Raw genomic sequence first — 23,208 nt, forward strand, 5'->3', positions numbered from 1 at the left:
ATAGTAAACTCCTGATTAAACTGGGCTTTGCGAATCAATGAGTACCATTAAAGATCAGCTGCTTACTTAAATAATTACCGAGTAAGCTTGAGGGGGGGAGATTGCGGCATGGCAGTATAAAAAAGGCCCATGATTAATACGATAATGGGCCGTTCTGTAAAGCTAAGATATTATGAATATTTTAATTTTTTTCAAAAAGATATGGTGAAATAAAAACCTTTCGATTAATTGCAAGATAATCCGACCACCATTGCATCATCGCTTTTCGAGCATCAAGGTATTCCGCTTTATGTATGTAAGCCGCCCGCACGCTGTTGCGCTCCTGATGGCTCATCTGGCGCTCCACTGCATCCTGCGACCATAAACCGGACTCCATCAGGGCGCTGCATGCCATTGCCCTGAGGCCGTGACCGCAGATATCATGTTTAGTGTCGTAACCCATAAGGCGCAGTGCCTTATTCACGGTGTTTTCACACATCGGTTTATATGGGTTATGGTCGCCGGGGAAGACCAGCTCACCATCACCGGAGATATCTTTAATCCGTTTCAGAATGGCGATGGCCTGTTCTGAGAGGGGTACGATATGAGCAGTGCGCATTTTGGCACCGCGCCCGGAATAACGCACGCCTGCAATGGCTTCGCGTGTGGCGGGTATCGTCCAGGTTCTATTTCTGAAATCTATTTCTGACCAGCGGGCAAAGCGCAGCTCACTGGAGCGAATGAACAGATGCAGCGTCAACAGGACGGCAAGCCGGGTCAGTTCACGGCCTTGATGATATGCCTCAATACGTTCAAGCAGTTCAGGCAGCCGCTCCAGTGGCAGGGCGGGATAATGCCGTCTGACGGGAGGAGCCGTTACGCCGTCAAGGTTTGCCGCCGGGTTGCTGTCGATTAACCCCTGATGAACTGCATGACGCATGATGTTGCTGAGGTGCTGCCGCGTGCGGGACGCAACTTCAAGCAGTCCTTTTTCCTCAATCCCTTTCAGCAGGCCAATGAAATGCCGGGGTTTAAGCTCTGAGACTGACAGGTGGCCGATAACCGGAAATACATGATTGTTCAGGCTGGCAAGCAGACGGTCAGCGGTGTTCTGCGACCATTTTTTATTACTTTTATGCCACGCCAGTGCCACGATTTTAAATACTTTCTCCGATGTGTAGGCTCCGCGTTCAACTGCCCGCTGCTGTGCCGGGTTGATGTTCAGCGCCAGCATCTTACGGATACCTTCGCGCTGCTGGCGGGCATCAGACAGGGAAACGGCAGGATAGGCACCCAGTGCAATGCGGGATTCTTTGCCGTTTATACGATATTTGAGATACCAGTGACGTGAGCCGCCCGGTTTGACAAGAAGATACAGACCGTGAGAATCGGAGACTTTAAAGGATTTATCAGAAGGTTTAAGAGTGCGGATTTTCGCATCGGTAAGGGACATATGGGGGTCACTCCATTATCGAACTAACCTGACCCCAGATTTGACCACCAATTTTTCCCGATGCGGAGGATTAAATCAAAATACACCGGGAGGAATTTTCACGCTAACCTCTTGAATCAGTATCAGATAAAGATTCGCAAGGAGGCATGAAAACAGGAAATTGGCTCCTCTGACTGGACTCGAACCAGTGACATACGGATTAACAGTCCGCCGTTCTACCGACTGAACTACAGAGGAATCGTGTGAACGGGGCGAATATTATCGACCTCGGTACGCCTTGTCAAAGGGTGAAAACGCGCTTTTTGTTCGTTTGCCGACTATTTCAGCAAATCGCTGATTTTATAGCAAATTCGCGTTGAAATTACACAACGAAATGCGCCGCCCGCAGGCGGCGCGAAGGATCAGAACAGCACGGAGTAGTTCAGACCAAACGTACGACCGCGGCCTTTATAGGTGTACAGGCCTGGTGCACCGTAGGTTGGGCTATACAGCCCCGGCGCGCGCTGGCCCCAGGCGGTGGTGTAGTCTTTGTCCAGTAGGTTTTCCACGCTGAAGCTGACTTTCCCCACCGGCAGGGCGTAGCTACCCAGGAAATCGACCGTGTTATAGCCATCGATCTTCTTGCCGTCAGCGTCAGACACGTCAAAGGTCTGCGTGCTCTGCACGCGCAGGGTCCAGTCGCCCGGCGCCCAGTTCACCCATGCGCTGGCTTTCGACGGGCTGGCGCTGTCGACCGTCAGCTTCTCCCACTTCCCGTTTTCACGGGTTTCAGACTTGATGGCGTTAAAGTTCGCGCCGGTGCTCCAGTCGCTGTCGGTGAAGAAATAGTCCACCTGGCCTTCAATCCCGTAGATACGACGCTTGTCGTCTTCCAGGTTGATGGTCATATCCGTCTTGTTGATGGTGATGGTTTTATCCGAGAGCGAGTAATACGCCGCGACCTGCGTGCGCAGGTTGTCACCGGTGAAGCGCCAGCCCAGCTCGTAGGCGTTGACCTTGATGCCGTCCAGCGTTGAGTCGTTGACGTTCACGCTGTTCAGCAGGCGATAGTGGCCGTTGCTGAGTTGGTAGGTGCCGGAGCCGTAGTACTTCGCCAGGTCAGGAATTTCAAAGCCCTGGGAAAAGTTAAACCACAGTTGCTGCTGTTCGGTCAGACGACCGAGGATCCCGGCGTTAAACAGGAAGTTGTTGTAATCGGTTTTCCCGCCCGGCACCGCGTCGGCGGAGGTGGCTTTCCCGGTGGCGATGGCTTGCTGCTGTGCGTAGCCAACAAAATCATCCACCTTGTTTTCGGTGTACTGGTAGCGCACGCCGCCGCTCAGGGTGATGGCGTCAATGTCATAGCTCGCCTGCAGGAACGGAGCGAGGTTGGTGATGCTGTAGCCCGGATAACGGCCCACGTTGTAGGCGTTGTCCAGCTCCATGCCGCCGCTCGCCGCCGCTTTGCTCAGGTCAAAGAACTGCTGGTTGGCATCGAACGTTTCGTGGTCGGCATCAACACCCCAGGTCAGCGTCAAATCGTCCACTGGCTTGCTGTTCAGCGTCAGCTTGCCGCCGTAAAAATCGGTTTTCTGCTGCGACGCGCCGATGCTGCTCACCACGCCTTTGGTCAGGGTCGGGAACGGGTAGTAGGTCAGGCTCTCGTCACGGTAGTAAATCTGCGCGACCAGATCCTGGCCCCAGAAATCAGTATTGGAGTACTGCAGGTTAATCAGATGGCGCTCGGTGCCCGGCACGCGGTCAGAGTCGAGATTATCCTTGTTGTACGCGGTGGCATCGCCCGTTACCGCCGAGAAGTTCTTCCCGAGATACAGCCCATGCTTGCCGTCGGATTCGCTCTTGTAGTACTGGGTAGTGAGCTGCAACTGCTGGTGATCGTCGATGTTGAGGGTGCCTGTTCCCATCACATCAATACGGTCGGAATACTGTAGGCCGGTCTGGGTGTTGTCGATGATCACCTCGTCGCCGTTGCCGTCATACCAGCCGCCGTAGCGCTGATACGACACCGACAGACGACCGGAGGCGTTGTCGTTGCCGCCGCTGACCGCAGCCGACACGTTCTCATCGTGGTCATTGTGGCTGTTAAACCCGCTTTTTGCTCCGGTCTGGAACTCAACTTCGGTCTCCGGCTGGCCCTTTTTGGTGACGATGTTCACCAGGCCGCCGGTGCTGCCGCCGCCGTACAATGACGTGGCGCCGGAGATGACTTCGATGCGGTCAATGTTGAACGGGTCGATGGAGTCGAGCTGGCGGCTGTCGCTGCGGGACGAGTTCAGGCGCACGCCGTCCACCATCACCATCATGGAGCGGCCGCGCAGGTTCATGCCGTAGTTGGTACGCCCCTGGCTGCTGACGTCCATACCCGGGATCAGCTGCGCCAGCACCTCTTTAATCTCTTTCCCGCCCTGAACCTGCTGCTCGATCTCAGAGCGTTCAATGACCCAGGTGGTCTGCGCCATCTCGGCCACGCTTCGGTGCGCGCGGCTGGCAGAGACCACGATATTTTCTTCCTTTTGTTCTTCCGCCCACGCAGAGGTAGAAAGCATTGCAAGCAAGCAAGGATTTAAAACCCAAAGATGAGAACGTTTCATTGTTATGTTGATCCTGATTGTGTGTGTCAGTACTCAGTGGTTTTTGCTAACGATTTAAAAACCTGGCTGCTCTCCGGGCTGGTGGTGCTCCGCCAGTGGATAACGCCAGGGGTGGTGGCCAGTTCAAACGGCTCGTCGGCATGTGCGCGATTCAGAATTCGCGCCGCGCGCCAGGCCATCAGGCTGAGCTGGGGTTCGGCAATGCCGAGACGGTGCATCCCGGCGTTCACGGCGAACAGGCGGTTGCTCTGCGGACCGTCCCATTCGAGGGTGAAATCGTTGTTAATGCAGAACGCTTCGTCCGCATCCAGATGCAGGCGGTGAGACAGCGGCGCGAGGAACGCGGGCTGCACGGCGCGGTAGCCGGTGGCAAAAATCACCACGTCGCTCTCCAGCTGCTCGTGGCCGCCGTCGAGGTGATGCTGAATGCTCAGGCGATGTCCGGTTTCCTGACGCGTCAGGGCCGTCACCGAGCGGGACGGCATCAGGTGCGCCCAGGGTTTTTCACGCAGCACTTCGAAGCGGTGGTACATGGCGCGGTAAATCGCCAGCAGGGACTCGGTGGTGATGCCGTCGGAGGTCATCTTCTGCTCGTGCAGCATCTGACGACGCGCCTCTTCACCGAGCGTGGAGAAGCTGTCCACATACTCCGGCGTGAAATACTCGTTAGCAAAGGCGGCTTCATCCAGCGCGTTGTAGTTGTTGCGGCGCGAGACCCAGTTCAGGCTGAGCGGCTGGCCCCATTCGCCACGGAAAATATTCAGGAACAGGTCGGCGCCGCTCTGGCCGCCGCCGACAACGGTGACGCGCTTGCCGGCGAGATCCGGCGTGCGCAGCATCATCTCGCTGGCGTGGAAGCAGGTATCGTCCTGCGCCGTGACGCAGTCAGGCAGGTTGATCTGTTTGCCAATCCCCACACAAACGTGGCGCGCCAGGAAGCGGTCGCGCTGGGTCACCACCTCAAACAGGCCGCGTTGCTCATCAAAGCTCACCTGCTGCACCTGCTGGCTGAAGGCGAGATTAGTGAGATTGTCCGCCGCCCAGCACAGGTAGTCGGCAAACTCTTCGCGGGAAACCGTGCGCTGCTCGGTGGTCAGGAAGCGGTAGAACTTTTTGCGCTGCACCAGGTAGTTCAGAAAGCTGTGGCGGTTGGTCGGCTCCACGGCGCTGACCAGATCCTTCAGGAAACTGGTCTGCATGTGGCAGTCCGGCACCATCATGCCCGGGTGCCATGAGAAGTGCGGTTTACGCTCAAGGAACAGCGAGCTAAAGCCGTCCAGATCTTCTGCGAGGGCGGCGACGCTGAGGTTAAACGGGCCAATACCAATGCCGATGAAATCATAGGTTTTCATTGCGCGGACTCCCGGGAGGCCAGAAAAAGAGGGTTATCAAGATCGGTAACGTAGTTCGGCAGCATGCGGCTGCCGCCGTCGTGTTCGGAGAAGGTCAGTTTGACCGGGTTGAGGATCACGCGAATAATCTGCGGCTTAAACAGATCGAATTTCGCAAAGCGCTCCGCAAGCTCCGGATGCGCGGCCATATAGCGGTGCAGCACCCCGGCGAGGATCTGATAGAAACGCGTTTCGCTGACGCCGCTTTGCAGCGTGAGGCGTGAAATAAAGCGCAGCACCGTCACAAAGTTGCCGGTTTGCAGGTCGTGGATGATGTAATCCGCGCTCAGGCGCGCCGTCACCGCTTTTACCTGCTCCGGCAGGCTCTGCGCCTGCGGGAAATCCTCGTCCACCAGGCGCATATCGCCCTGGAAATCCTTCAGCAGGATGCGCTGCGGAACGTAGTCCTTCATCACCAGCGTCACGTTCTGGCCGTGGGCAATCAGCGCCACGCCGTAGCGGCAGAGCAGGTGGTAGAACGGGATCACCGTTGCCTCAAACAGCTTTTCCAGCCACGCGTCGGCGCTTAACCCCGAGCGCGTGATCCACGCGTCGATCAGCGGACGTCCGGCGTTGTCAGTTTCCATCAGCGCCGCCATCAGCACCGCCTGTTCGCCGTCCTGTAAATAGCAGGATGGGTTCTCGCGCCAGATCACGCCCAGCATCTCCTGGTAGCGGTAGGGCGCTTTCGGCAGCGCCGCGTAGCCCGGATGCGACAGATACCCGGCGGCGGGTTCGCCCAGCACCTGCGCGCCAGAGCGGATCAGCGTGGCGTCAGCGGCGAACTGCTGCTGCAGCCAGCGCGAAGCCAGAGGCCCGGCGGCAATGTACTTGCCCGGAATGCCGCGATAGCAGGAGGTGTTGTAGATGGTCAGCGGCAGCTTGATGTCATACGGCGCGCGGCGGCTGGCGTTGGTGAGCGTGCGCAGGGACTGCTGTGCCAGATACTCATCGCCAAACTCGCCCAGCTCAACCATTTCACCGCACGCCAGCTGCGCAAGAAAATGAATGGCAATTTTTTGCTGCCACTGCCACGGGTGCAGCGGCACGGGCAACCAGCCGTCGTCGAGACCCAGCGCCTGCCAGCGAGCGTCAAACCGGGCGCGCTCGGCATCGTCCATGGTGCTGGCCAGCAGAGCGTGAATGTCGCAATCGGCGTCGCTGCTCCAGACCAGATGTTCACGCTGAACGGCGACCCAGTGCAGGCGGAAGCGCCCGCGGTATTCCGGCGCGTACTGGCGCAGCGCGTCCAGACCCCAGCCGCGGCGGCCTTTGTTGAAAATAAACTTCGGGTGGCCGCTCATCAGACACTGTAATTCGTCCGGGTCGAGGTGAATCAGCGCGTCCGCGTCCAGCGCTTCACGCGCCTCCAGCAGCTGCATGTCGCCGCGCAGCGTGGCGTAGAGATCTTCCATGTGCTCCGCCGTTTGCGCGTCGCTCATCTCCAGCACCGTCGCCAGCTGCAGCAGCGCGCTCTCCGCTTCCACGGCGGCGCCGCTGGCGGTGGTCAGGCTGTCCGGGTCGATATGCAGCCAGCCCCAGATCCCGCGCGCGGCGCGAAACTGCCATGACTCGTTGCCCATGGCGATGCGCCAGCCGTCCGGCGAAACCGGCTCTGCGCGCAGGGTGCGTTCGTATTCCAGCTCCGCGAGGATCTTCGCCACCATCTCGCGGTTCACTTTCTGCCAGAGCGCGTTCACAGGCCCACCTCGCTGAAGAAGCGGTGACGCTGGCTCATGATGAGGCGCGAGCGCTTGTGCGGGAAGTCGAACTCTTTCACTGTGTCGAAACCGGCGGAGGCCAGATGGCGGAACAGGCGCTGGTTGTCGAAGCGCGGCTCGGCCACGATGCGCGCGGTGCGCGGTTCATCGAGATACAGATAGTGGCTCAGGCCGCGCAGCCAGCTGCGGATATACTGCGCGCCGCGCCAGTTTTCTTCGCCCACCAGCATGTGCAGCCCGCGGTCAAACGGCTGCCAGCGGTAGTGGCGGCCAATGCGGTCTTCTGCCGCCCAGTAGAGTTCAAAATAGCCAAACGGCTGGTCGTCGAAGCAGCCGATAACCGGGTAGCAGTAGGTCGAGTCAAGCTGGCGGCGCAGGTAGTTTTCCTGCTCGGCCTGCGGGCCCGCCATCTCCCAGAAGGCGTTCACGCGCGGGTTATTCATCCATTGAGTGAAACGTTCGCCGTCCAGCGCCACGTCCGCCACGCGGAAGCTTAAAGTGCGCTTGATTTGCGGATCGTAACGGCGATACACCTCGCCCTGTGGGCGACGAGGACGCAGCGGGAAGTACAGCTGGCGGCTCTCATCAAACTGCATCCCACCGCTTGCCTGCGGACGTTCGCCTTGCAGCCACAGCGGTAGCTGCCAGAAGGTTTCTCGCGCCAGATAATCCCCGTGGGCCTGGCTAAACAGCGCCTGCGCCTGGGGTTCATCCTGCCAGTCCGCCCACGGCAGGGTAATGCCGGTCAGGGCGGGCGCGGCAACAAACAGCTGATCGAGGGCTTCCACCAGCCAGCCGGCCGGGATCCCGGTCAGGCGCTCCAGCACCGCGCTGCCGTCAAGACCCAGCGTCAGCGGCAGATTTTGTTCCGTTGCGGTGCAGCGAAAGCCGTAGCCGGAATGGACGATATTCGCGATGGCCATCACGCCTTCTCCTTGTAAAACGGGTTGCTAAAGTCGAAATAGATCACCGCCGGATCGACGATGGTGTTCTCATTGCGATCGTGCAGGTAGCAGAAGAAGTTGCCTTTGCAGTTCCAGGTCGGGCTGTCGAGCACGTAGTCCAGGCAGCGGGTCTGCTTCGCCGTCGTGCGCAGCCCGGCCAGCGCGTCACGCACGCGGGACATCAGGTGCTCTTCGCTGTCGAAACCGGCGGCGGCGAGAGCGGCGGTGACCGCAAGGGTGGAGTTCAGCAGCAGGTAATAAGGGAAGTAGCGCAGCAGCTGGCTTTCACCGAAGCGGTTTTCCACGTCGGTTTCGCCCGCCTCTTTCAGCCACGCGTCGGCCCCTTCGGTCCAGGCGCTGCCCTGGCAGTCGCGGTAGATCAGCCCGATGGGGAAATCCTGCTGCATCTCAACGAGGATATTTTGCTGGTGCGCCAGCAGCACCAGACCGTAGTCCGCCTCGGCGCTGAACAGCGGAAGCAACACGCGGTCGCAGTAGGCGTCCAGCCAGCAGCGGGCGGCCTGAGCTAGCGGTAAATCCAGACGCTGGCTAAGACGGCGTACCGCTGCGGCCAGCAGGCTGTCGCCGCCGTCAGGCGCGGCCTGGGTCAGGCTGACCAGCACGTTGGTCTGGGTGTCTGGCGTATCGAACAGCAGGTTAACGCGCAGGGCCATCAGGCTCTCTTCCTGAACGACGCCGTTTTCATCACGCAGTCCCGCCCAGCCGTCTTCCTGCATCACGCGCATGGTCGGGTAGCGGGCCTGTAAATTTTGCCAGCGTTCTGTTTTCGCCAGCCGCGCCAGGCGCATACCGCGCTTAACCTCTTTGACCGACAGCGTGCGCACGGAGTTGGTCAGGCGCACGCTGAGGGAGAATTTAATCATGTCGCTGTTGGTTTCGCTGTACAACGAGCGTGAGGAGCTGGTGGGCAGCCACTGTGCGCCCGCTTCACCCAGATCCTGTAATGAACCGTTTGCCGCCAGACGCTGACACCAGTCCTGCTCCAGCAGATAGTCGGCCTGCCACGGATGCATCGGCAGCAGCCAGCGGGTGTCGGTGAAGTGGCCGAGCAGATCGGGCGCGCTCTGGGCGGCGAAGCGCAGCAGACGCTCGCGCAGGGAGACGTTCAGGCTGTCGCCGGCAACGAGCGTGCTCTCAACGGCAAACCAGCGCAGCGGGAAGCGAGAGCCGAAATCCGGCAGATACCGGCGCGCCTCGGTTTCGTTGAATGGCTCGTGGGATTTTGGCGCAGGGTGAAACGCGTGGCCCACCAGCAGCGCCTGTTCCGCTTCGGCAAACGTCAGCGGCTTGTCGCGCAACGTTGCCCAGCCGTGGCGCAAATCAATCGCCTGCCAGGTATGGGTATGACTTTCCAGCGCGCGCTGTTTAAAACGCGTCAGCGTATCGGCATCCAGTGAGCCTTTTACTGAGGGTTTTTCAAGAATTAAATCAATCAGTTGAGTGAAAGTGACGGCGTCACCGCTGTCGCTATCGCTCTGAATAAGCGTTGCCGGGAAACGGTACTGATGGTGCTGGGTTGGGGAGAAATAGCGTACCGGAACCCGAAGGGCCTGGGAGGAAGAGAGTGGAATATGAATGTGCGCTAACTCATCCGCTGCGGCTGCAGGGAGATAGCGCCAGTCCTTCGTTTCGCGTAACAGGGCGTTTAAAAAACACTGGGCTGCAACGTCTGTACCGGCAGAGCGGGGCAGAGCACGCATAGATGTACCTCATTCCATGACTGATAATAATTCTCGTTATGATATTCATTCTGTTTACAGTGGCAACTATTTTTGCAATATTTGTTTTCATTAACTTCATAATTTCCACACATTTATTGACACTATGTTCACATTCTCATGCGCGCTGATTCTGAAACATTGACCGAAAATATCACCTCCAAAGCCAACTGGCCCCTGGCGCTCTGCGCGGGCCTGCTGGGCATCGGGCAAAACGGTTTGCTGGTCATGCTTCCGCAGCTGGTGACCCTGACCGGACTTTCACTCTCGGTCTGGGCCGGGCTGCTGATGTTCGGCTCCATGCTTTTTTTACCCGCGTCCCCCTGGTGGGGACGCCAGAGCGAGCGCCGCGGCTGTAAGGTCGTTATGGTGGCCTCCCTCAGCGGCTATCTCGCCAGCTTTGGCGTCATGGCGCTGGTGGTCTGGGCGATGGCGGCAGGGAGGCTGGAAAGCACCTGGGGGCTGGCGGGGCTGATCCTCTCGCGTCTGCTGTATGGCCTGACGGTGTCGGGCATGGTGCCTGCCGCGCAGACGTGGGCCATTCAGCGTGCGGGCCTGGATAAACGCATGGCGGCGCTGGCAACCATCAGTTCCGGCCTAAGCTGCGGCCGCCTACTGGGGCCTCCGCTGGCGGCGCTGATGCTCAGCGTTAACCCGGTCGCGCCGCTCTGGCTGATGGCGATCGCGCCGTTAATCGCTCTGCTGCTGGTGCTGCGCGAGGTGGCGGATCCGCCGCTGCCGCCAGTGGCACACCAGGCGACCCGTCTGCAGATGTCCATGCTGCCGTTCCTGCTGCTGGCGATGCTGCTGGCGGCGCTGGTGAGCCTGATGCAGCTCGGCCTGTCACCGCACCTCAGCCCCTTGCTGGACGGCAACGCCCGGGATATCAGCCATCATGTTGCGCTCCTGCTGAGCCTGGCCGCGCTGGCTACGCTCGCGGCGCAGTTCCTGGTGGTTCGTCCGCAGCATTTCAGCCCGCTGACCCTGCTTTGCATGGCGGCGGTGCTGATGGTGGCTGGGCTGGCGCTAATGTGTATCGCCGAACTGGCGCTGTTCTATGTGGGGATTGCTATCACTTCGCTCGGCGCGGCAATGGCAACGCCGGGCTATCAGCTGCTGCTGAACGATCGCCTGACCACGGGGAAGGGGGCGGGCGCTATTGCGACCAGCCACACGCTGGGCTATGGCGTCAGCGCGCTGCTGGTGCCCGTTGTGACGCGCTTTTTCGGCGAACAGTATTTAACGACGGCGGCCTTTGGCGTGGCGGCGCTGTTTTTAGCGCTGAGCATCGGGGTACGGTTAACCGAGCGTACCCCTGTCGAAAAAAATTAATGGACGTGGTGGGATGAAGGGCCGCCAGCGCCCTCATTTTGCCGCAGGCGCTGGAGCGGATCCTGCTGATAAAACTGGCTGAAACGCTGCCACAGCGCCGGAAAACGGGGCGCGAAGAGTTCGGGGGCGCTGAAGAAGTACTCCGAGAGCACTGCAAAGCACTCGGCGGGGTCAGTTGCCGCATAGGCATCAATGCTGGCCGCGCTTTCGCCCACCAGATCGATCTCATCCTGGATGTTATCCATTGCCGCATGCAGGTCGTGCTCCCATCCTGCGACTTCACGTAGCGGAATAAAAGGCACGCCGCTGGCGCGATCCCCGTTGCGGGTATCAAGCTTATGCGCCACCTCGTGAATAATCAGATTAAAGCCTGAGGCGTCGAACGAGTCCTGAATGTCGAGCCAGTTGAGGATAATTGGCCCCTGCTGCCAGCTTTGTCCGGACTGCACCACCCGCTGGTTGTGTACCAGCCCGATATCATCCTCCCACTCGTCATCGACGACGAACGGTGCAGGATAAATCAGCACTTCATGAAAACCGTCCAGCCACTCAATGCCGAGCTCCAGCACCGGCAGGCAGAAAAGCAGGGCGATGCGGGCGTTTTTCAGCGGATCAAGCTCGAACCCCTGCAGCGGCACCAGACGTTTTTGCTGCAAAAAACGATCCGCCATCTGAACCAGCTTCGATTGTTCATCCGGCTTAAGATTCGCCAGAACAGGGATCGCCAGCGCGTCATCCCACGGCAGCGCCATATCCCGGCCAGCCTCATTCGTTTTCCAGGGCCACTTAATCATCGCTTTGCTCGCAAACTCGTCACTTGAACACAAAGGGGAACGTTATCATTGCAACACTTACAGCCCGAATAAACTATCATTTCGTACGTAGCGGTGGGTAGCGCTTTGCAGGCATCACCTTCATTTTGTGACGTCTGTCGTAGCCTTTATCCGCAGGTGGGGTGAATAAATCAGTACGGTATTGAAAAGATGAGCGATTTCAAAGGCAACAAGCAGGACCTGCCCAGTCGGCTGTGCGTGCACTGCCAGCGGCCCATGACGTGGCGCAAAAAATGGGCGAAATGCTGGGATGAGGTTAAATACTGTTCCGAGCGTTGCCGCAGGAGCCACCGTTGACCGAGCTGCGCCTGATCCTGGGCGATCAGCTTAATCCGCATCACAGCTGGTTTGATACCTGCAGTCCGAACGTCATTTACGTGATGCTGGAGCTGCGGGCGGAAACCGCATACGTGCTGCATCATGCCCAGAAAGTTATCGCTATCTTCGCCGCCATGCGGGCGTTTGCCTCAGCGTTGAAAGAGAAAGGGCATCGGGTAAGGTATGTCCGGCTCTCTGACGGTTCAAACCGCGGCGCGCTGGAAGACAATCTCAACGCGCTTGTTACGCATTACAGCGCCGACAGGGTATTGTGGCAGGAGCCCGACGAATGGCGTCTCGATAAGCAGCTGCAGGCGTGGGCGAAAACAGCGTCCGTCGAAACAGCCTGCGTCAGCAGCGAGCATTTTTTCACCCCCCGGGACGCGGTAAGCGCGTTTTTTGCGTCGCGTAAAAGCTGGCGAATGGAATACTTTTATCGGGAAATGCGCCGTCGGCACGGGATTCTCTTGACCTCTGAAGGCGAGCCGGAAGGGGGGAAGTGGAATTATGATGCTGAAAACCGCAAGCGCTGGTCCGGCGAGCCGCCCGCGCCAGGTGACTCGCGCCCCCGCCACGATCGTTCAGCCTTGTGGGCAGAGATCCAACGCTGCGGCGTAAAGACCTTCGGCGAACCGCAGGCCGACAATTTTCGCTGGCCGCTCAACCGTTCGGAAGCCAAAGCCAGTCTGGATGCGTTTATTTCTCACGTGCTCCCGCAGTTTGGAAACTGGCAGGATGCGATGCACGCGGAAGAACCTTTTCTTTTTCATTCGTTAATTTCTTTTGCGCTGAATACCAAAATGCTTAATCCCCGGGAAGTTGTGGCCGCCGCCCAGCAGGCATGGCGTTCTGGCCACGCGCCGCTGCCTGCCGTTGAAGGGTTTATCCGACAAATCCTCGGCTGGCGGGAGTACGTGCGCGGGATCTACTGGTCGCAAATGCCGGGCTATCGCGAGCTGAATGCCCTGGAGCAGCACGCCCCGCTGCCGGACTGGTTCTGGACGGGCAAAACGCAGATGCGCTGCCTGGCGCATGCCGTTGGGCAATCGCTCACCGAGGCTTACGCCCACCATATCCAGCGCCTGATGGTGATCGGGAACTTTAGTCTGCTCAGCGGCCTGTCGCCGCAGGCGGTTCATGAGTGGTATCTGGGGGTCTATATTGATGCGTTTGAATGGGTGGAGCTGCCCAATACTCTCGGCATGAGCCAGTTTGGCGATGGCGGGTTACTGGCCAGTAAGCCCTATGTCTCAAGCGCATCCTACATTCATAAGATGAGTAATTACTGTCAGGGATGTCGGTATCAGCACAACCAGCGCACCGGAGAGCTGGCGTGCCCGTTCAATGCCCTCTACTGGGATTTCTTTGCGCGCAACCGGGCGCGCCTCGGTAACAATCCCCGCCTGGGCATTGTCTATAAACAGCTTGCGGATATGAAGGAAGAGGAACGGCAGGCGATTGCTGACCAGGCCGGGCGCATTCGCCTCAATCTCAACGACCTCTGACCTATTTCAACACCGCGCCGGTTGCGGAAGGTCAATAAGACGCTATTATTTTTGACTTTGTTGCTTTCCCTGACAGGACATCCAGACGCATGCCCGTGAATTTCGACCTTAACGATCTCTATGCCTTCAGGGCGTTAGTGGAATACGGTAACTTCCGTGTCGCCGCTGAATCAATCTGCATATCCCAGTCGGCGCTGAGCCGCAGGATCGAAAAGCTGGAAGCCGCGCTGGGAACCAGGCTGTTTGACCGAACCACCCGCCGCGTCGCCCTGACGTTATACGGGCAAAACTTTGCTGAACGCTCAGCACAGTTGCTCGACAACGTAGAATCAATGCTGGCGGATGTCGATAAGGCCAGTGAAGAGCGGACGGGGCTGATTACGGTCGCCGCGGTACCTTCCGCCGCCTGTTATTTTATGCCTGATGTGATCCGTCGCTTTCAGTCCCGCTTTCCGCGCGTTCGCATTAAGCTCATCGACAGCAGCGCGGGGAATGTGATTGACGCCGTGGCCCGAAGCCAGGCGGATTTTGGCATCTGCTTTGCGGGAAACTTGCCGTCTGAAATTGAATTTTTCCCGCTGGTGGAGGATGTCTACGTTGTGGCGTGCAGAAAGGACCACCCGCTGGCGCAGAAGAGCCACCTGACCTGGCAGGCGTTTTACCAGCAGGACTATATCTCCCTCGATAAAACGTCGGGGAACCGCAACCTGCTGGATCGGATGCTGGGGGATATCATTCCCGAGCGCCCCAGCGTCTGCGAAACGCGCCACGTCACCACGATGCTCGGTATGGTTGAGGCGGGGATCGGCATTGCCGCCGTTCCCGCCATGTCGATGCCGACGTCAGAGTACACGCCGCTGACGCATCTGCCACTGGTGGCGCCGGAAGTGAAACGCACCGTGGGGCTTATCCGGCGCCGGGGGCGCATCCAGTCTTATATCGCGGCTGAACTGGAAAAAGAGATCACCGAGCGGTATCGCCGGACGTAACGGGGATCATCCCCGTCTTCTCGATGACGGCACGCGAGGGCGGTGAGGCGAGATAGGTCAGCAGCGCTTTCCCCTCGTCAGGATGTTCAGCGTGACGGGTGACCGCGCCTGCGAAGCGCGTGATGTACTGCAGATTATCCGGGATTTTACCGATAAAAGTGACGCCCTGAACCGGCAGCAGCTCGCTCACCTGCTGGAAGCCCACGGCGTATTTCCCTTTTGCCACTTCCGAAGCAACCGGAATGCGTTCGATCATCGTTGCTTTAGCCGCCGCCTCCTTTTCAATCCCCAGCTTTTTAAACAACGTCTGGCTGACATACCTGCCGCTGGCGCTGTCTGAATAGGCGATGGAGCTGGCCTGAAGCAGCGCGTTACGTAGCGTCGCCTCGCTGCTGATATCAGGGACATCCGCCCCTTTTTTCACCACCATTCCGACGGGAGAGTCCGCAAGTTCCGTTCGCGAACCCGGCTGGGTCTGGCTGGTTTTTTCGAGCTTCGCCAGCGCATCGCCCACCATAATCACCACGTCGGCTTTCTCGCCGCGCGCGAGCCGGTTTGGGATCGCCTGCGGCGTAGCGCCCATTGACGGACCGGGAATAATCACGATGGTATCGCCGGTCTGGCGTTCATATTCCGGTGCCAGCTTTTCAAGGGCGGCTTTGAAACCGCCTGAAATCATCACTTTCACCTCCTGAGCGCAGGCATTGGCGCTCAGGAACGTCAGCATCAGCGCGGTGGCGGCATAACGAGAAGTGCGAGTCATGCGGCCTCCTGCGACTTAACGGTGTTTTGCACCGAAACCGCGCGACGACGGTAGAGGTAGAGGGTTGCCAGCAGGGCACACACCGCGGCGAAGCTCATCCAGTAGCCCGGCGAGGCTTTGTCACCGGTGTATTCAATCAGCGCGGTGGACATCACCGGGGTAAAGCCGCCGAAGATCGCCGTTGCGAGGCTGTAAGCCAGAGAGAACCCTGCCACGCGGACTTCAGCGGGCATAATTTCCGTCAGCGCTGGGATCATCGCACCGTTATACAGCCCGTACAGGAAGGAGAGCCACAGCAGGACGCTCAGCATCATGGAGAAGCTTGGCGCATCAGCCAGCAGCGTCAGGGCCGGATAGCTGCTGGCCAGCGCCAGCAGGGTCATGGCAATCAGCACCGGTTTACGCCCAAAGCGGTCCGACAGCGCGCCGCCCACCGGCAGCCAGATGAAGTTAGAGATCGCCACCAGCAGCGTGACCAGCAGGCTGTCCGAGGCGCTCAGCATCAGCACTTTTTTGCCGAAGGTTGGCGCGTAGACGGTGATCAGGTAGAACGCGGTGGTGGTCATCGCCACCATCAGCATGCCCGCGACCACCACCTGCCAGTTGCCAAGCAGCGTTTTAAAGACCTGACGCATCTCCAGATGATGGCGGCGCGCGCTGAACTCTTCCGTCTCCTCCAGCTTGCGGCGCAGGAAAAAGATAAACGGCACGATTAAACAGCCGAACAGGAACGGGATGCGCCAGCCCCATTCACGAATGGCGCTCTCTTCCATCAGCGCGTTCAGGGCAAAGCCCATCGCCGCTGCGACCATAATGGCAACCTGCTGACTGCCGGACTGCCAGCTGGTATAGAACCCTTTGCGGCCCGGTGTGGCGATTTCAGCGAGATAGACCGAGACGCCTCCAAGCTCCGCGCCGGCGGAAAAGCCCTGCAGCAGACGGCCCGTCAGTACCAGCAACGGTGCCCAAAGCCCGATGCTTTGATAGGACGGGATCAGCACGATCAGGAAGGTGCCTGCCGCCATGATGGAAAGCGTCACGATCAGCCCTTTGCGGCGACCGACCTTGTCAATATAAGCCCCCAGCACAATGGCCCCGACTGGACGCATCAAGAAGCCCGCGCCGAAGACCGCGAAGGTCATCATCAGCGACGCAAATTCACTGCTCGCCGGGAAGAACGTGTGGGCGATGTAGGTGGCGTAGAAGCCGAAAAGAAAGAAATCGAATTGTTCAAGAAAGTTGCCGGACGTCACGCGAAGTATCGCGCCCGCCTTAGAGCGTACGGTTGCAGGTGAGGTTGAGGAAAACATGGTTATCTCCAGTTTATTGTTGACGTTTTACGCGTCTGTTTCTGAAAACTGGATCAGGATGAGGAATTAGATAAGCGCAAATGCCGCATCGACTGATGCATTTCTTGCATGAATATAATCCGGCGAATAAATACAATTAATGGCAACAATAACTTAACAAAATATTGGCTTTTTATTCACCAACATTCTGTAAGTCTCTGATATTGCGATTTTGTGATGTAGCGCAGGGGCGCGTTTTAGAATGAGCCGGGTAACCGCGTCGTTACCCGGCGGAGGCCATTTAGCGCAGCGCCCTGGCAATCGCGCTAAACATCAGAGAGGCTTCCAGCGGCTGGGCGCTGAAGGACGGTTCCGCCTGCGGCCAGGTAGACCACTGGACGATGACCAGATTTTCCTTCGGGTTCACCATAATCATCTGCCCGAAAATGCCCAGCGCCCAGAGTGAACCTTTCAGCGAATCCTGGGCCGTCGGCTCTACGCCCGTGGCGTTGGCGGGCACTTCGTTGTTCCACCACTGATAGCCGTAAAGCCCTACGGGATGGGCGTCAGAGACCGAGCCTTTGGCCTTCGTCCAGTCTGACGACTGCCGAATCCAGTTTTCCGGCAGAATGGTCTTACCGTTCGGCAGCGTACCGTTGCTCAGGATAAATTGCCCGAAGCGCCCCCAGTCCTCCAGTGTGGCGTTAAAGCCGTGCGCGCCAACGTCATGCTGGCCTTTGCTGTAGGCATGCCACACGCCGTCGCTCGCCATGCCGTAAGGCTGCCAGATGCTTTTCTCCAGATAGGCCGCCAGCGTCATGCCGGTGGCCCGCTCCAGCACGTCACCCAGCAGCCAGGCGCCGCCCGAAGAGTAAGACCAGCTCTCTCCGGCCGGGTGCGCCCTGCGTAACCCCTTCACCAGCTTGCGCACGCAGTCATAGGTACCCGGCTTCGCCTCGCACTCGGTGAGCTGCGCGAAGTCGGATTTAGGGTTGGTGTAATCCTCGTTCCACGCCACGCCGGAGGTATGGGTGATAAGCTGCTTAAGCGTCACGCCATCCCACGCGGTGCCTTTCAGGTCGGGTTCATACCGCGTGACCAGGTCATCGAGCGAGTGAATTTTTCCCTCTTTGAGGGCCACGCCCACCAGCGCCGATACCACCGATTTCCCAACCGAGCGCGAGGTCCAGAGCGTGGAGTCGGTATTGCCCTCTTCAAGGTACTTCCAGGCGATTTTGCCGTCCTTCAGCACCAGCATGCCGCTGACGTTCTGGCGTTTAAGGTACTCCTGAAGGCCGTAGCGCCTGCCGTTGACCTGATACCAGGCGTCAGTGAGCGGCTTATCCGACATTTCCAGCGCCACGGCGCTACCGTGGCGGAAAACATCCCCGGCGTAGTTGCGGTAGTCATTGCGAAAGCCCACCACGCGGTCGGCCTGACTCCAGGTGAGCATCTTATGGGTGTCCGGCAGCGCGGCGTCAAAGGGGGCAGGGCAGGCGCTAAGGTCGGTGCCTTTACAGGCGGCCACTGCCGCAGGGGAGAGCAGGGTGCTGAAGACAAGTCCCGCCAGCAAGGCATGGTTTACTTTTCTGTTTTTCATATCCGTCTCTTTCAGGTTAAGAACGGCTTCAGTTTAAAAACCCGGGGGCTATAATAAAAAACGCGTAGTGGGGGAAAATCCCCCTATAAAACAGAAGGAGCGTAGCGTGGCGGGACTGATTTGCTCTTTTGCACAGCTCGAGGCATTTACCGCCGTGGCCGAGAACGGGGGCCTGAGTAAAGCCGCGGTGGCGCTGAAGAAAGACCGCACGACGCTTCGCGATCTGGTTGATTTTCTTGAGGATGGCTTGGGCTACGCACTGTTTATTCGCGACGGCCGCACCCTGCGGCTCACGCCCGAAGGGGAACAGCTTCAGCGCCAGGCGCACCTGCTGATGCGGCAGGTAAAAGCCTTTGAGGCGTTTGCCAGAGAGGTGCCGCACGGTGCCACGCAGGACCTGACGCTGGCCTACGATCCTTTTACGCCCAGAGCCTTTCTGCACGGGGTGATTACTGAAATGGCCGCGCGAAACATCCGGCTGAGCCTTATCTGCACCTCTAGGGATGAATCGGAACGGCTGCTGGCGAACATCGACGCTGATCTGGCCATCTGCCAGGCGCGCAACCGCAGCGTGGGCAATGACATGGAGTGGCGCGCCCTCGGCGCCATTGATATGGATTTTTATGCCGCCCGCGGGCTGTTTGCGGACAGTGCTTCCCCACTGTCGCTGCTCGATCTTTCCCTGGTGCCCCAGGTCGTCATGCACCCCGCCTCGGACGAGCCGGTGGCGCGCCGCCTGCAGATCTCCGGGCATACTCTCTTTACCAACGAACCGGAGATGCTGCGCGGTCTGCTGGAGCGCGGCTGCGGCTGGGGATTCTTACCGACGCATTTTCATGCCGGTCAGTGGCAAAACGTAAAAAGGCTGCACACCGAAGTGGGCAGCCAGGGGATTGGTCAGACGATGGTCACCATCTGGAAGCCGGGGAGCGACAAGCGCAGCACGATCGCTGAAACGCTGTCGCTCATGCCGGACGTATGGAAGCACTCAGCGCTGTGAACAGCCTTTGCACTGCTTGTTCTGGATCTGCTGGAAGAAGTCGTTGCCTTTATCATCCACCAGAATAAACGCCGGGAAGTTCTCCACCTCAATTTTCCAGATTGCTTCCATACCCAGCTCAGGATAGGCCACGCACTCCAGACTCTTGATGCTGTTTTGCGCCAGCACCGCCGCCGGGCCGCCAATGCTGCCCAGGTAGAAGCCACCGTGCTTATGGCAGGCGTCGGTCACCTGCTGGCTGCGGTTGCCTTTCGCCAGCATGATCATGCTCGCGCCGTGGGATTGCAGCAGGTCGACATACGAGTCCATGCGCCCCGCCGTGGTCGGGCCGAGTGAGCCAGACGCGTAGCCTTCCGGGGTTTTTGCCGGACCCGCATAGTAAATCGGATGATCTTTGACGTACTGCGGCAGCGCTTCGCCGTTATCCAGCAGTTCTTTGAGCTTCGCATGGGCAATGTCGCGCGCCACGATAATGGTGCCGTTCAGCGACAGGCGGGTAGAGACCGGATGCGCGGAAAGCTGCGCCAGGATCTCGTTCATCGGCTTGTTGAGGTTGATGCTCACCACATCGCCTTCACCCTGCTGACGCAGGGATTCAGGAATATACTGCCCCGGGTTGTGTTCAAGTTTTTCAATCCAGATCCCGTCGCGGTTGATCTTCGCCTTGATGTTACGGTCGGCGGAGCAGGAGACCCCCATGCCGATTGGGCAGGAGGCACCGTGGCGTGGCAGGCGGATCACGCGGATATCGTGGGCGAAGTATTTCCCGCCGAACTGCGCGCCGAGGCCGAGATTCTGTGCTTCCTGGAGCAGTTCCTGTTCGAGCTGAACGTCGCGGAACGCCTGGCCGTGCTCGTTGCCTTCGGTTGGCAGCGCGTCGTAGTAGCGGGTGGAGGCGAGCTTCACGGTTTTCAGCGTGGCTTCCGCTGAGGTGCCGCCGATAACAAACGCGATATGGTACGGCGGGCAGGCTGCGGTCCCCAGGGTACGCATCTTCTCAACCAGATAGTTTTTCAGCTTCGCCGGGGTAATCAGCGCTTTGGTTTCCTGGTAGAGATAGGTTTTGTTGGCAGAGCCGCCGCCTTTCGCCATGCACAGGAATTTATACTCGTCACCGTCGACGCTGTAGAGGTCAATCTGTGCGGGCAGGTTGGTGCCGGTATTCACCTCTTTATACATATCCAGCGCCGCATTCTGCGAGTAGCGCAGGTTGTCTTCAATATAGGTGTTATACACGCCCTGGCTCAGGGCCGCTTCGTCACCGCCGCCGGTCCAGACGCGCTGGCCTTTCTTACCCATAATGATTGCCGTGCCGGTATCCTGGCAGGTTGGCAGCACGCCCTTGGCGGCGATTTCCGAGTTGCGCAGGAACTGCAGGGCCACGTACTTATCGTTCTCGCTGGCTTCCGGGTCGTTAAGAATGGCGGCAACCTGCTTCTGGTGGGAAGGACGCAGCATAAATGCGGCGTCGTGGAAGGCCTGCTGCGCCAGCAGGGTCAGGGCTTCGGGCTCCACCTTCAGCACTTCCTGGCCGTCGAATTCGGCAACGGATACGTGCTCGTTGGTCAGCAGGTAGTATTCGGTGTCGTCATGCGAAAGAGGGAAGGGGTTCTGATAAAAAAACGGTTTATTCGACATAGTATTGCTCCACAAAAATAAAACCGCCGGAGGAGAAGTCCGGCGGTCAGGAATCAGAACATCATGGACATCCACGGGTAGCCAATCAGCAGCAGGGCCGCCAGGAAGATGGCACCGAAGATAGTGCCGAGGCGCCAGTAGTCTTTGGTTGGCAGGTAGCCGCTACCGTAGTAAATCGGGCTTGGACCGGTACCGTACGGGGTGATAATCCCCATCACGCCCAGCGAGGTCACCATCAGCAGAACGAACACTTCCATATTCATGCCCGGGATAGTGGAGGCGATGGTCAGCATCGCTGGCAGCAGCGCCGTGGTGTGCGCGGTGGTGCTGGCAAACAGGTAGTGCAGCAGGTAGAACGCCAGCAGCAGCACGATGGTCGCTACGCCCGGAGAGATACCGCTCATCAGCAGACCGCCTTCTTTACCTAACCAGCTGATAAAGCCGGTAGAGGAGAGGCCATCCGCCAGCGCCACCAGGGTGGCGAACCAGACGAAGGTGTTCCACGCCGCTTTGTTACCGGTGATGTCGTTCCACTCCAGCACGCCGGTCCACAGCATCAGGCCGACGATGAGCAGGGCAGCCATGGCAGGTTCAATCCACGCGGCAGCGAAGATCCACATCAGCAGCGCGCAGCACACGAACACCAGCAGCAGGATTTCATTGCGGGACAGTTTGCCCAGTTTTTCCAGTTCACGGGTCGCCCACAGCGGCACTTCGTTGTTCACCTTCACTTCTGGCGGGTAGAACCAGTAGGCCAGCAGCGGCATGGTCAGAATCAGCAGGATGCCCAGCGGCAGGAAGGCGAGGAACCAGGTCCCCCAGGAAATGTCGATCCCAACCGTACTTTTCACCAGCGCCAGGGCCAGCAGGTTTGGCGCGAGGGCGGAGAGGAACATTGAGCTGGTGATACAGGCCGCGGTGATCGCCACCCACATCAGGTACGAACCAATCTTACGCGCGCTAGGGTCGTTCGGTTTTGAACCGTACAGCGGCGGCAGGTTAGCGATGATCGGGTAGATGGTCCCGCCGCTGCGCGCGGTGTTGGACGGGGTGAACGGTGCCAGCAGCAGGTCAGCAAACGTAATCGCGTAACCGAGCGTCAGGCTGCGGCGGCCAAGGTACTTCACCAGAATCAGCGCCAGACGGCGGCCGAAGCGGGTTTTGTCATAGCCTGCGGCGAACATAAAGGCACCGAAAATCAGCCAGACGGTGGAGTTACCAAACCCGCTCACTGCCCACTTAAAGGAGGCGCCCGCCAGCTTAAATTTCGGGTCAGCCAGCTGTTCAGGGCTGAACAGCACCCACTGGCTGCACAGGGCAATGGCGACCACGCCGGTCAGACCGATCACCGCGCCCGGCAGGGGTTCGAAGATAAGACCGACGATCACGCCGACGAAGATGGCGAAGTAGTGCCATGCATAAGGAGGCAGTCCTTCCGGTACCGGAACAAACAGCAGCAGTACGGCGACGATGACGGGCAGTGCCATCATCAGCAGACGTTTTGCGTTTCCATTTGATGCCTGGTTCGCCACAGGGGGCGTTACAGCAGTTTTTGTATTCATAGTTTCACGTCTTAAGTTGTCAAAAATTCGGTCGCACTGAAAAGTCAAAATTGCTTTCTTAAGTTTCTTTGCTTTTTTTAGTTATTAAAGATTCGCTTTTGTATTTTCAGTAATAGCGATTTAACGCTTTTTTGTGTGCGTTAAATTAAAAAATGATGATGTTTTTATATTGCGCTTTTAAATGCTATGACTATTGATCGAGATCAAAAAAACAGAATTGCAGCGTTATTTTTATGCTTTTATTAATAACCACTCTGGCGTATGTGGTTATTATCTTTGTTGCGGGTTTATTTTATCATTTCTGTAACAATTTGAATTTTTTATAATTCCTATTTGGTTGATTTTAAAGGGTCTTTTTGGTTTTTGGTGTAATGGTTTTACCCTTTTTTATTTAACGTATTTTAAAATATTGTGAATGCCAGAATGACAATCGCTAACACCAATGTATTATTAGTGTTATCACAGGGATTAAATAGTTTTTTAACTAACGTAATAACTTTAGAAACTAAAAAAATCATTATATTAATATCATGACATCGGCAAAAAACGACGAAATAAAAA

At 58.1% G+C, this 23,208-nt stretch carries 17 protein-coding genes and 1 tRNA gene; 5 read left to right on the forward strand and 13 right to left on the reverse strand.

The window, feature by feature from the left end; translation table 11 throughout:
* Positions 1-181: 181 nt before the first annotated feature.
* The 7 genes from IM271_RS19765 to IM271_RS19795 all read right to left on the reverse strand — a co-directional run bounded on the left by IM271_RS19765 (position 182) and on the right by IM271_RS19795 (position 9,800).
* Positions 182-1,432 carry an integrase arm-type DNA-binding domain-containing protein gene (locus tag IM271_RS19765; RefSeq protein ID WP_047955800.1) on the reverse strand — a complete coding sequence of 417 codons (1,251 nt, stop codon included), beginning with the start codon at positions 1,430-1,432 and terminating at the stop codon, positions 182-184.
* Positions 1,433-1,593: 161 nt separating this feature from the next.
* Positions 1,594-1,669, reverse strand: a tRNA-Asn gene (locus tag IM271_RS19770).
* A gap of 164 nt (positions 1,670-1,833) precedes the next feature.
* On the reverse strand, positions 1,834-4,023 hold the full coding sequence (locus IM271_RS19775; RefSeq protein WP_028013734.1) for a TonB-dependent siderophore receptor: 2,190 nt from the start codon (positions 4,021-4,023) through the stop codon (positions 1,834-1,836).
* Between the two features lie 26 nt (positions 4,024-4,049).
* Positions 4,050-5,375, reverse strand: a complete 1,326-nt coding sequence (locus tag IM271_RS19780) for a lysine N(6)-hydroxylase/L-ornithine N(5)-oxygenase family protein (protein ID WP_193053050.1) — start codon at positions 5,373-5,375, stop codon at positions 4,050-4,052.
* Positions 5,372-7,114 (reverse strand): aerobactin synthase IucC, encoded by a 1,743-nt coding sequence (gene iucC / locus IM271_RS19785; RefSeq protein ID WP_346729954.1) that lies wholly within the window; start codon positions 7,112-7,114, stop codon positions 5,372-5,374. The genes IM271_RS19780 and iucC overlap by 4 nt, the downstream gene beginning before the upstream one ends.
* On the reverse strand, positions 7,111-8,058 hold the full coding sequence (locus IM271_RS19790; protein WP_028013731.1) for a GNAT family N-acetyltransferase: 948 nt from the start codon (positions 8,056-8,058) through the stop codon (positions 7,111-7,113). The genes iucC and IM271_RS19790 overlap by 4 nt, the downstream gene beginning before the upstream one ends.
* Positions 8,058-9,800: an IucA/IucC family siderophore biosynthesis protein gene (locus IM271_RS19795; protein WP_193053051.1), complete on the reverse strand. Its 1,743-nt coding sequence runs from the start codon at positions 9,798-9,800 to the stop codon at positions 8,058-8,060. The genes IM271_RS19790 and IM271_RS19795 overlap by 1 nt, the downstream gene beginning before the upstream one ends.
* A gap of 138 nt (positions 9,801-9,938) precedes the next feature.
* Between IM271_RS19795 and IM271_RS19800 the strand changes: the two genes are divergently transcribed.
* Positions 9,939-11,150 (forward strand): MFS transporter, encoded by a 1,212-nt coding sequence (locus IM271_RS19800; protein WP_041909217.1) that lies wholly within the window; start codon positions 9,939-9,941, stop codon positions 11,148-11,150.
* Here IM271_RS19800 and mtfA read toward each other — a convergent pair.
* Complete coding sequence (gene mtfA, locus IM271_RS19805; protein ID WP_045260370.1) at positions 11,147-11,944, reverse strand: DgsA anti-repressor MtfA; 798 nt, start codon at positions 11,942-11,944, stop codon at positions 11,147-11,149. The two genes, IM271_RS19800 and mtfA, sit on opposite strands and share 4 nt — an antisense overlap.
* 189 nt (positions 11,945-12,133) lie before the next feature.
* On the opposite strand from mtfA, the gene IM271_RS19810 reads away from it, so the two are divergent.
* The 3 genes from IM271_RS19810 (at position 12,134) to IM271_RS19820 (ending at position 14,795) form a co-directional block, all read left to right on the forward strand.
* Positions 12,134-12,280 carry a DUF2256 domain-containing protein gene (locus IM271_RS19810; RefSeq protein WP_072001212.1) on the forward strand — a complete coding sequence of 49 codons (147 nt, stop codon included), beginning with the start codon at positions 12,134-12,136 and terminating at the stop codon, positions 12,278-12,280.
* Entirely contained in the window at positions 12,277-13,806 is a 1,530-nt protein-coding gene (locus IM271_RS19815; protein ID WP_193053052.1) for a cryptochrome/photolyase family protein, read from the forward strand. Before IM271_RS19810 ends, IM271_RS19815 begins: the two co-directional genes overlap by 4 nt.
* Before the next feature lie 89 nt (positions 13,807-13,895).
* The gene (locus tag IM271_RS19820) at positions 13,896-14,795 is read left to right on the forward strand and encodes a LysR family transcriptional regulator (RefSeq protein WP_028013727.1); all 900 of its coding nucleotides are present in this window, start codon (positions 13,896-13,898) and stop codon (positions 14,793-14,795) included.
* Here IM271_RS19820 and IM271_RS19825 read toward each other — a convergent pair.
* The 3 genes from IM271_RS19825 to IM271_RS19835 form a co-directional block, all read right to left on the reverse strand.
* Positions 14,770-15,558 carry a substrate-binding domain-containing protein gene (locus tag IM271_RS19825; protein WP_136485452.1) on the reverse strand — a complete coding sequence of 263 codons (789 nt, stop codon included), beginning with the start codon at positions 15,556-15,558 and terminating at the stop codon, positions 14,770-14,772. The two genes, IM271_RS19820 and IM271_RS19825, sit on opposite strands and share 26 nt — an antisense overlap.
* Positions 15,555-16,868, reverse strand: coding sequence for an MFS transporter (locus IM271_RS19830; RefSeq protein ID WP_045260367.1), 1,314 nt, complete (start codon positions 16,866-16,868; stop codon positions 15,555-15,557). The genes IM271_RS19825 and IM271_RS19830 overlap by 4 nt, the downstream gene beginning before the upstream one ends.
* Positions 16,869-17,148: 280 nt before the next feature.
* Positions 17,149-18,447 carry a serine hydrolase gene (locus tag IM271_RS19835; RefSeq protein ID WP_193053053.1) on the reverse strand — a complete coding sequence of 433 codons (1,299 nt, stop codon included), beginning with the start codon at positions 18,445-18,447 and terminating at the stop codon, positions 17,149-17,151.
* A gap of 106 nt (positions 18,448-18,553) precedes the next feature.
* On the opposite strand from IM271_RS19835, the gene IM271_RS19840 reads away from it, so the two are divergent.
* A complete protein-coding gene (locus IM271_RS19840; RefSeq protein ID WP_193053054.1) occupies positions 18,554-19,447 on the forward strand; it encodes a LysR family transcriptional regulator in 894 nt (297 codons plus the stop codon).
* Here IM271_RS19840 and fumA read toward each other — a convergent pair.
* On the reverse strand, positions 19,436-21,085 hold the full coding sequence (gene fumA / locus IM271_RS19845; protein ID WP_063942263.1) for a class I fumarate hydratase FumA: 1,650 nt from the start codon (positions 21,083-21,085) through the stop codon (positions 19,436-19,438). The genes IM271_RS19840 and fumA overlap by 12 nt on opposite strands.
* 53 nt (positions 21,086-21,138) lie before the next feature.
* On the reverse strand, positions 21,139-22,647 hold the full coding sequence (locus IM271_RS19850) for an anion permease (protein ID WP_023325580.1): 1,509 nt from the start codon (positions 22,645-22,647) through the stop codon (positions 21,139-21,141).
* Positions 22,648-23,208 lie beyond the last annotated feature (561 nt).

Origin of the sequence: Enterobacter cloacae complex sp. I3, from assembly GCF_014896175.1 — a bacterium.
In the GTDB taxonomy this organism is placed as follows: Bacteria; Pseudomonadota; Gammaproteobacteria; order Enterobacterales; family Enterobacteriaceae; genus Enterobacter; species Enterobacter bugandensis.

What these genes read in the sequence shown, in the direction of transcription:
- IM271_RS19765 (WP_047955800.1), bottom strand. Translation starts at nt 1,432, where the DNA reads ATGTCCCTTACCGATGCGAAAATCCGCACTCTTAAACCTTCTGATAAA.
- IM271_RS19775 (WP_028013734.1), bottom strand. Translation starts at nt 4,023, where the DNA reads ATGAAACGTTCTCATCTTTGGGTTTTAAATCCTTGCTTGCTTGCAATG.
- IM271_RS19780 (WP_193053050.1), bottom strand. Translation starts at nt 5,375, where the DNA reads ATGAAAACCTATGATTTCATCGGCATTGGTATTGGCCCGTTTAACCTC.
- IM271_RS19790 (WP_028013731.1), bottom strand. Translation starts at nt 8,058, where the DNA reads ATGGCCATCGCGAATATCGTCCATTCCGGCTACGGCTTTCGCTGCACC.
- IM271_RS19795 (WP_193053051.1), bottom strand. Translation starts at nt 9,800, where the DNA reads ATGCGTGCTCTGCCCCGCTCTGCCGGTACAGACGTTGCAGCCCAGTGT.
- IM271_RS19800 (WP_041909217.1), top strand. Translation starts at nt 9,939, where the DNA reads ATGCGCGCTGATTCTGAAACATTGACCGAAAATATCACCTCCAAAGCC.
- mtfA (WP_045260370.1), bottom strand. Translation starts at nt 11,944, where the DNA reads ATGATTAAGTGGCCCTGGAAAACGAATGAGGCTGGCCGGGATATGGCG.
- IM271_RS19810 (WP_072001212.1), top strand. Translation starts at nt 12,134, where the DNA reads ATGAGCGATTTCAAAGGCAACAAGCAGGACCTGCCCAGTCGGCTGTGC.
- IM271_RS19820 (WP_028013727.1), top strand. Translation starts at nt 13,896, where the DNA reads ATGCCCGTGAATTTCGACCTTAACGATCTCTATGCCTTCAGGGCGTTA.
- IM271_RS19825 (WP_136485452.1), bottom strand. Translation starts at nt 15,558, where the DNA reads ATGACTCGCACTTCTCGTTATGCCGCCACCGCGCTGATGCTGACGTTC.
- IM271_RS19830 (WP_045260367.1), bottom strand. Translation starts at nt 16,868, where the DNA reads ATGTTTTCCTCAACCTCACCTGCAACCGTACGCTCTAAGGCGGGCGCG.
- IM271_RS19835 (WP_193053053.1), bottom strand. Translation starts at nt 18,447, where the DNA reads ATGAAAAACAGAAAAGTAAACCATGCCTTGCTGGCGGGACTTGTCTTC.
- fumA (WP_063942263.1), bottom strand. Translation starts at nt 21,085, where the DNA reads ATGTCGAATAAACCGTTTTTTTATCAGAACCCCTTCCCTCTTTCGCAT.
- IM271_RS19850 (WP_023325580.1), bottom strand. Translation starts at nt 22,647, where the DNA reads ATGAATACAAAAACTGCTGTAACGCCCCCTGTGGCGAACCAGGCATCA.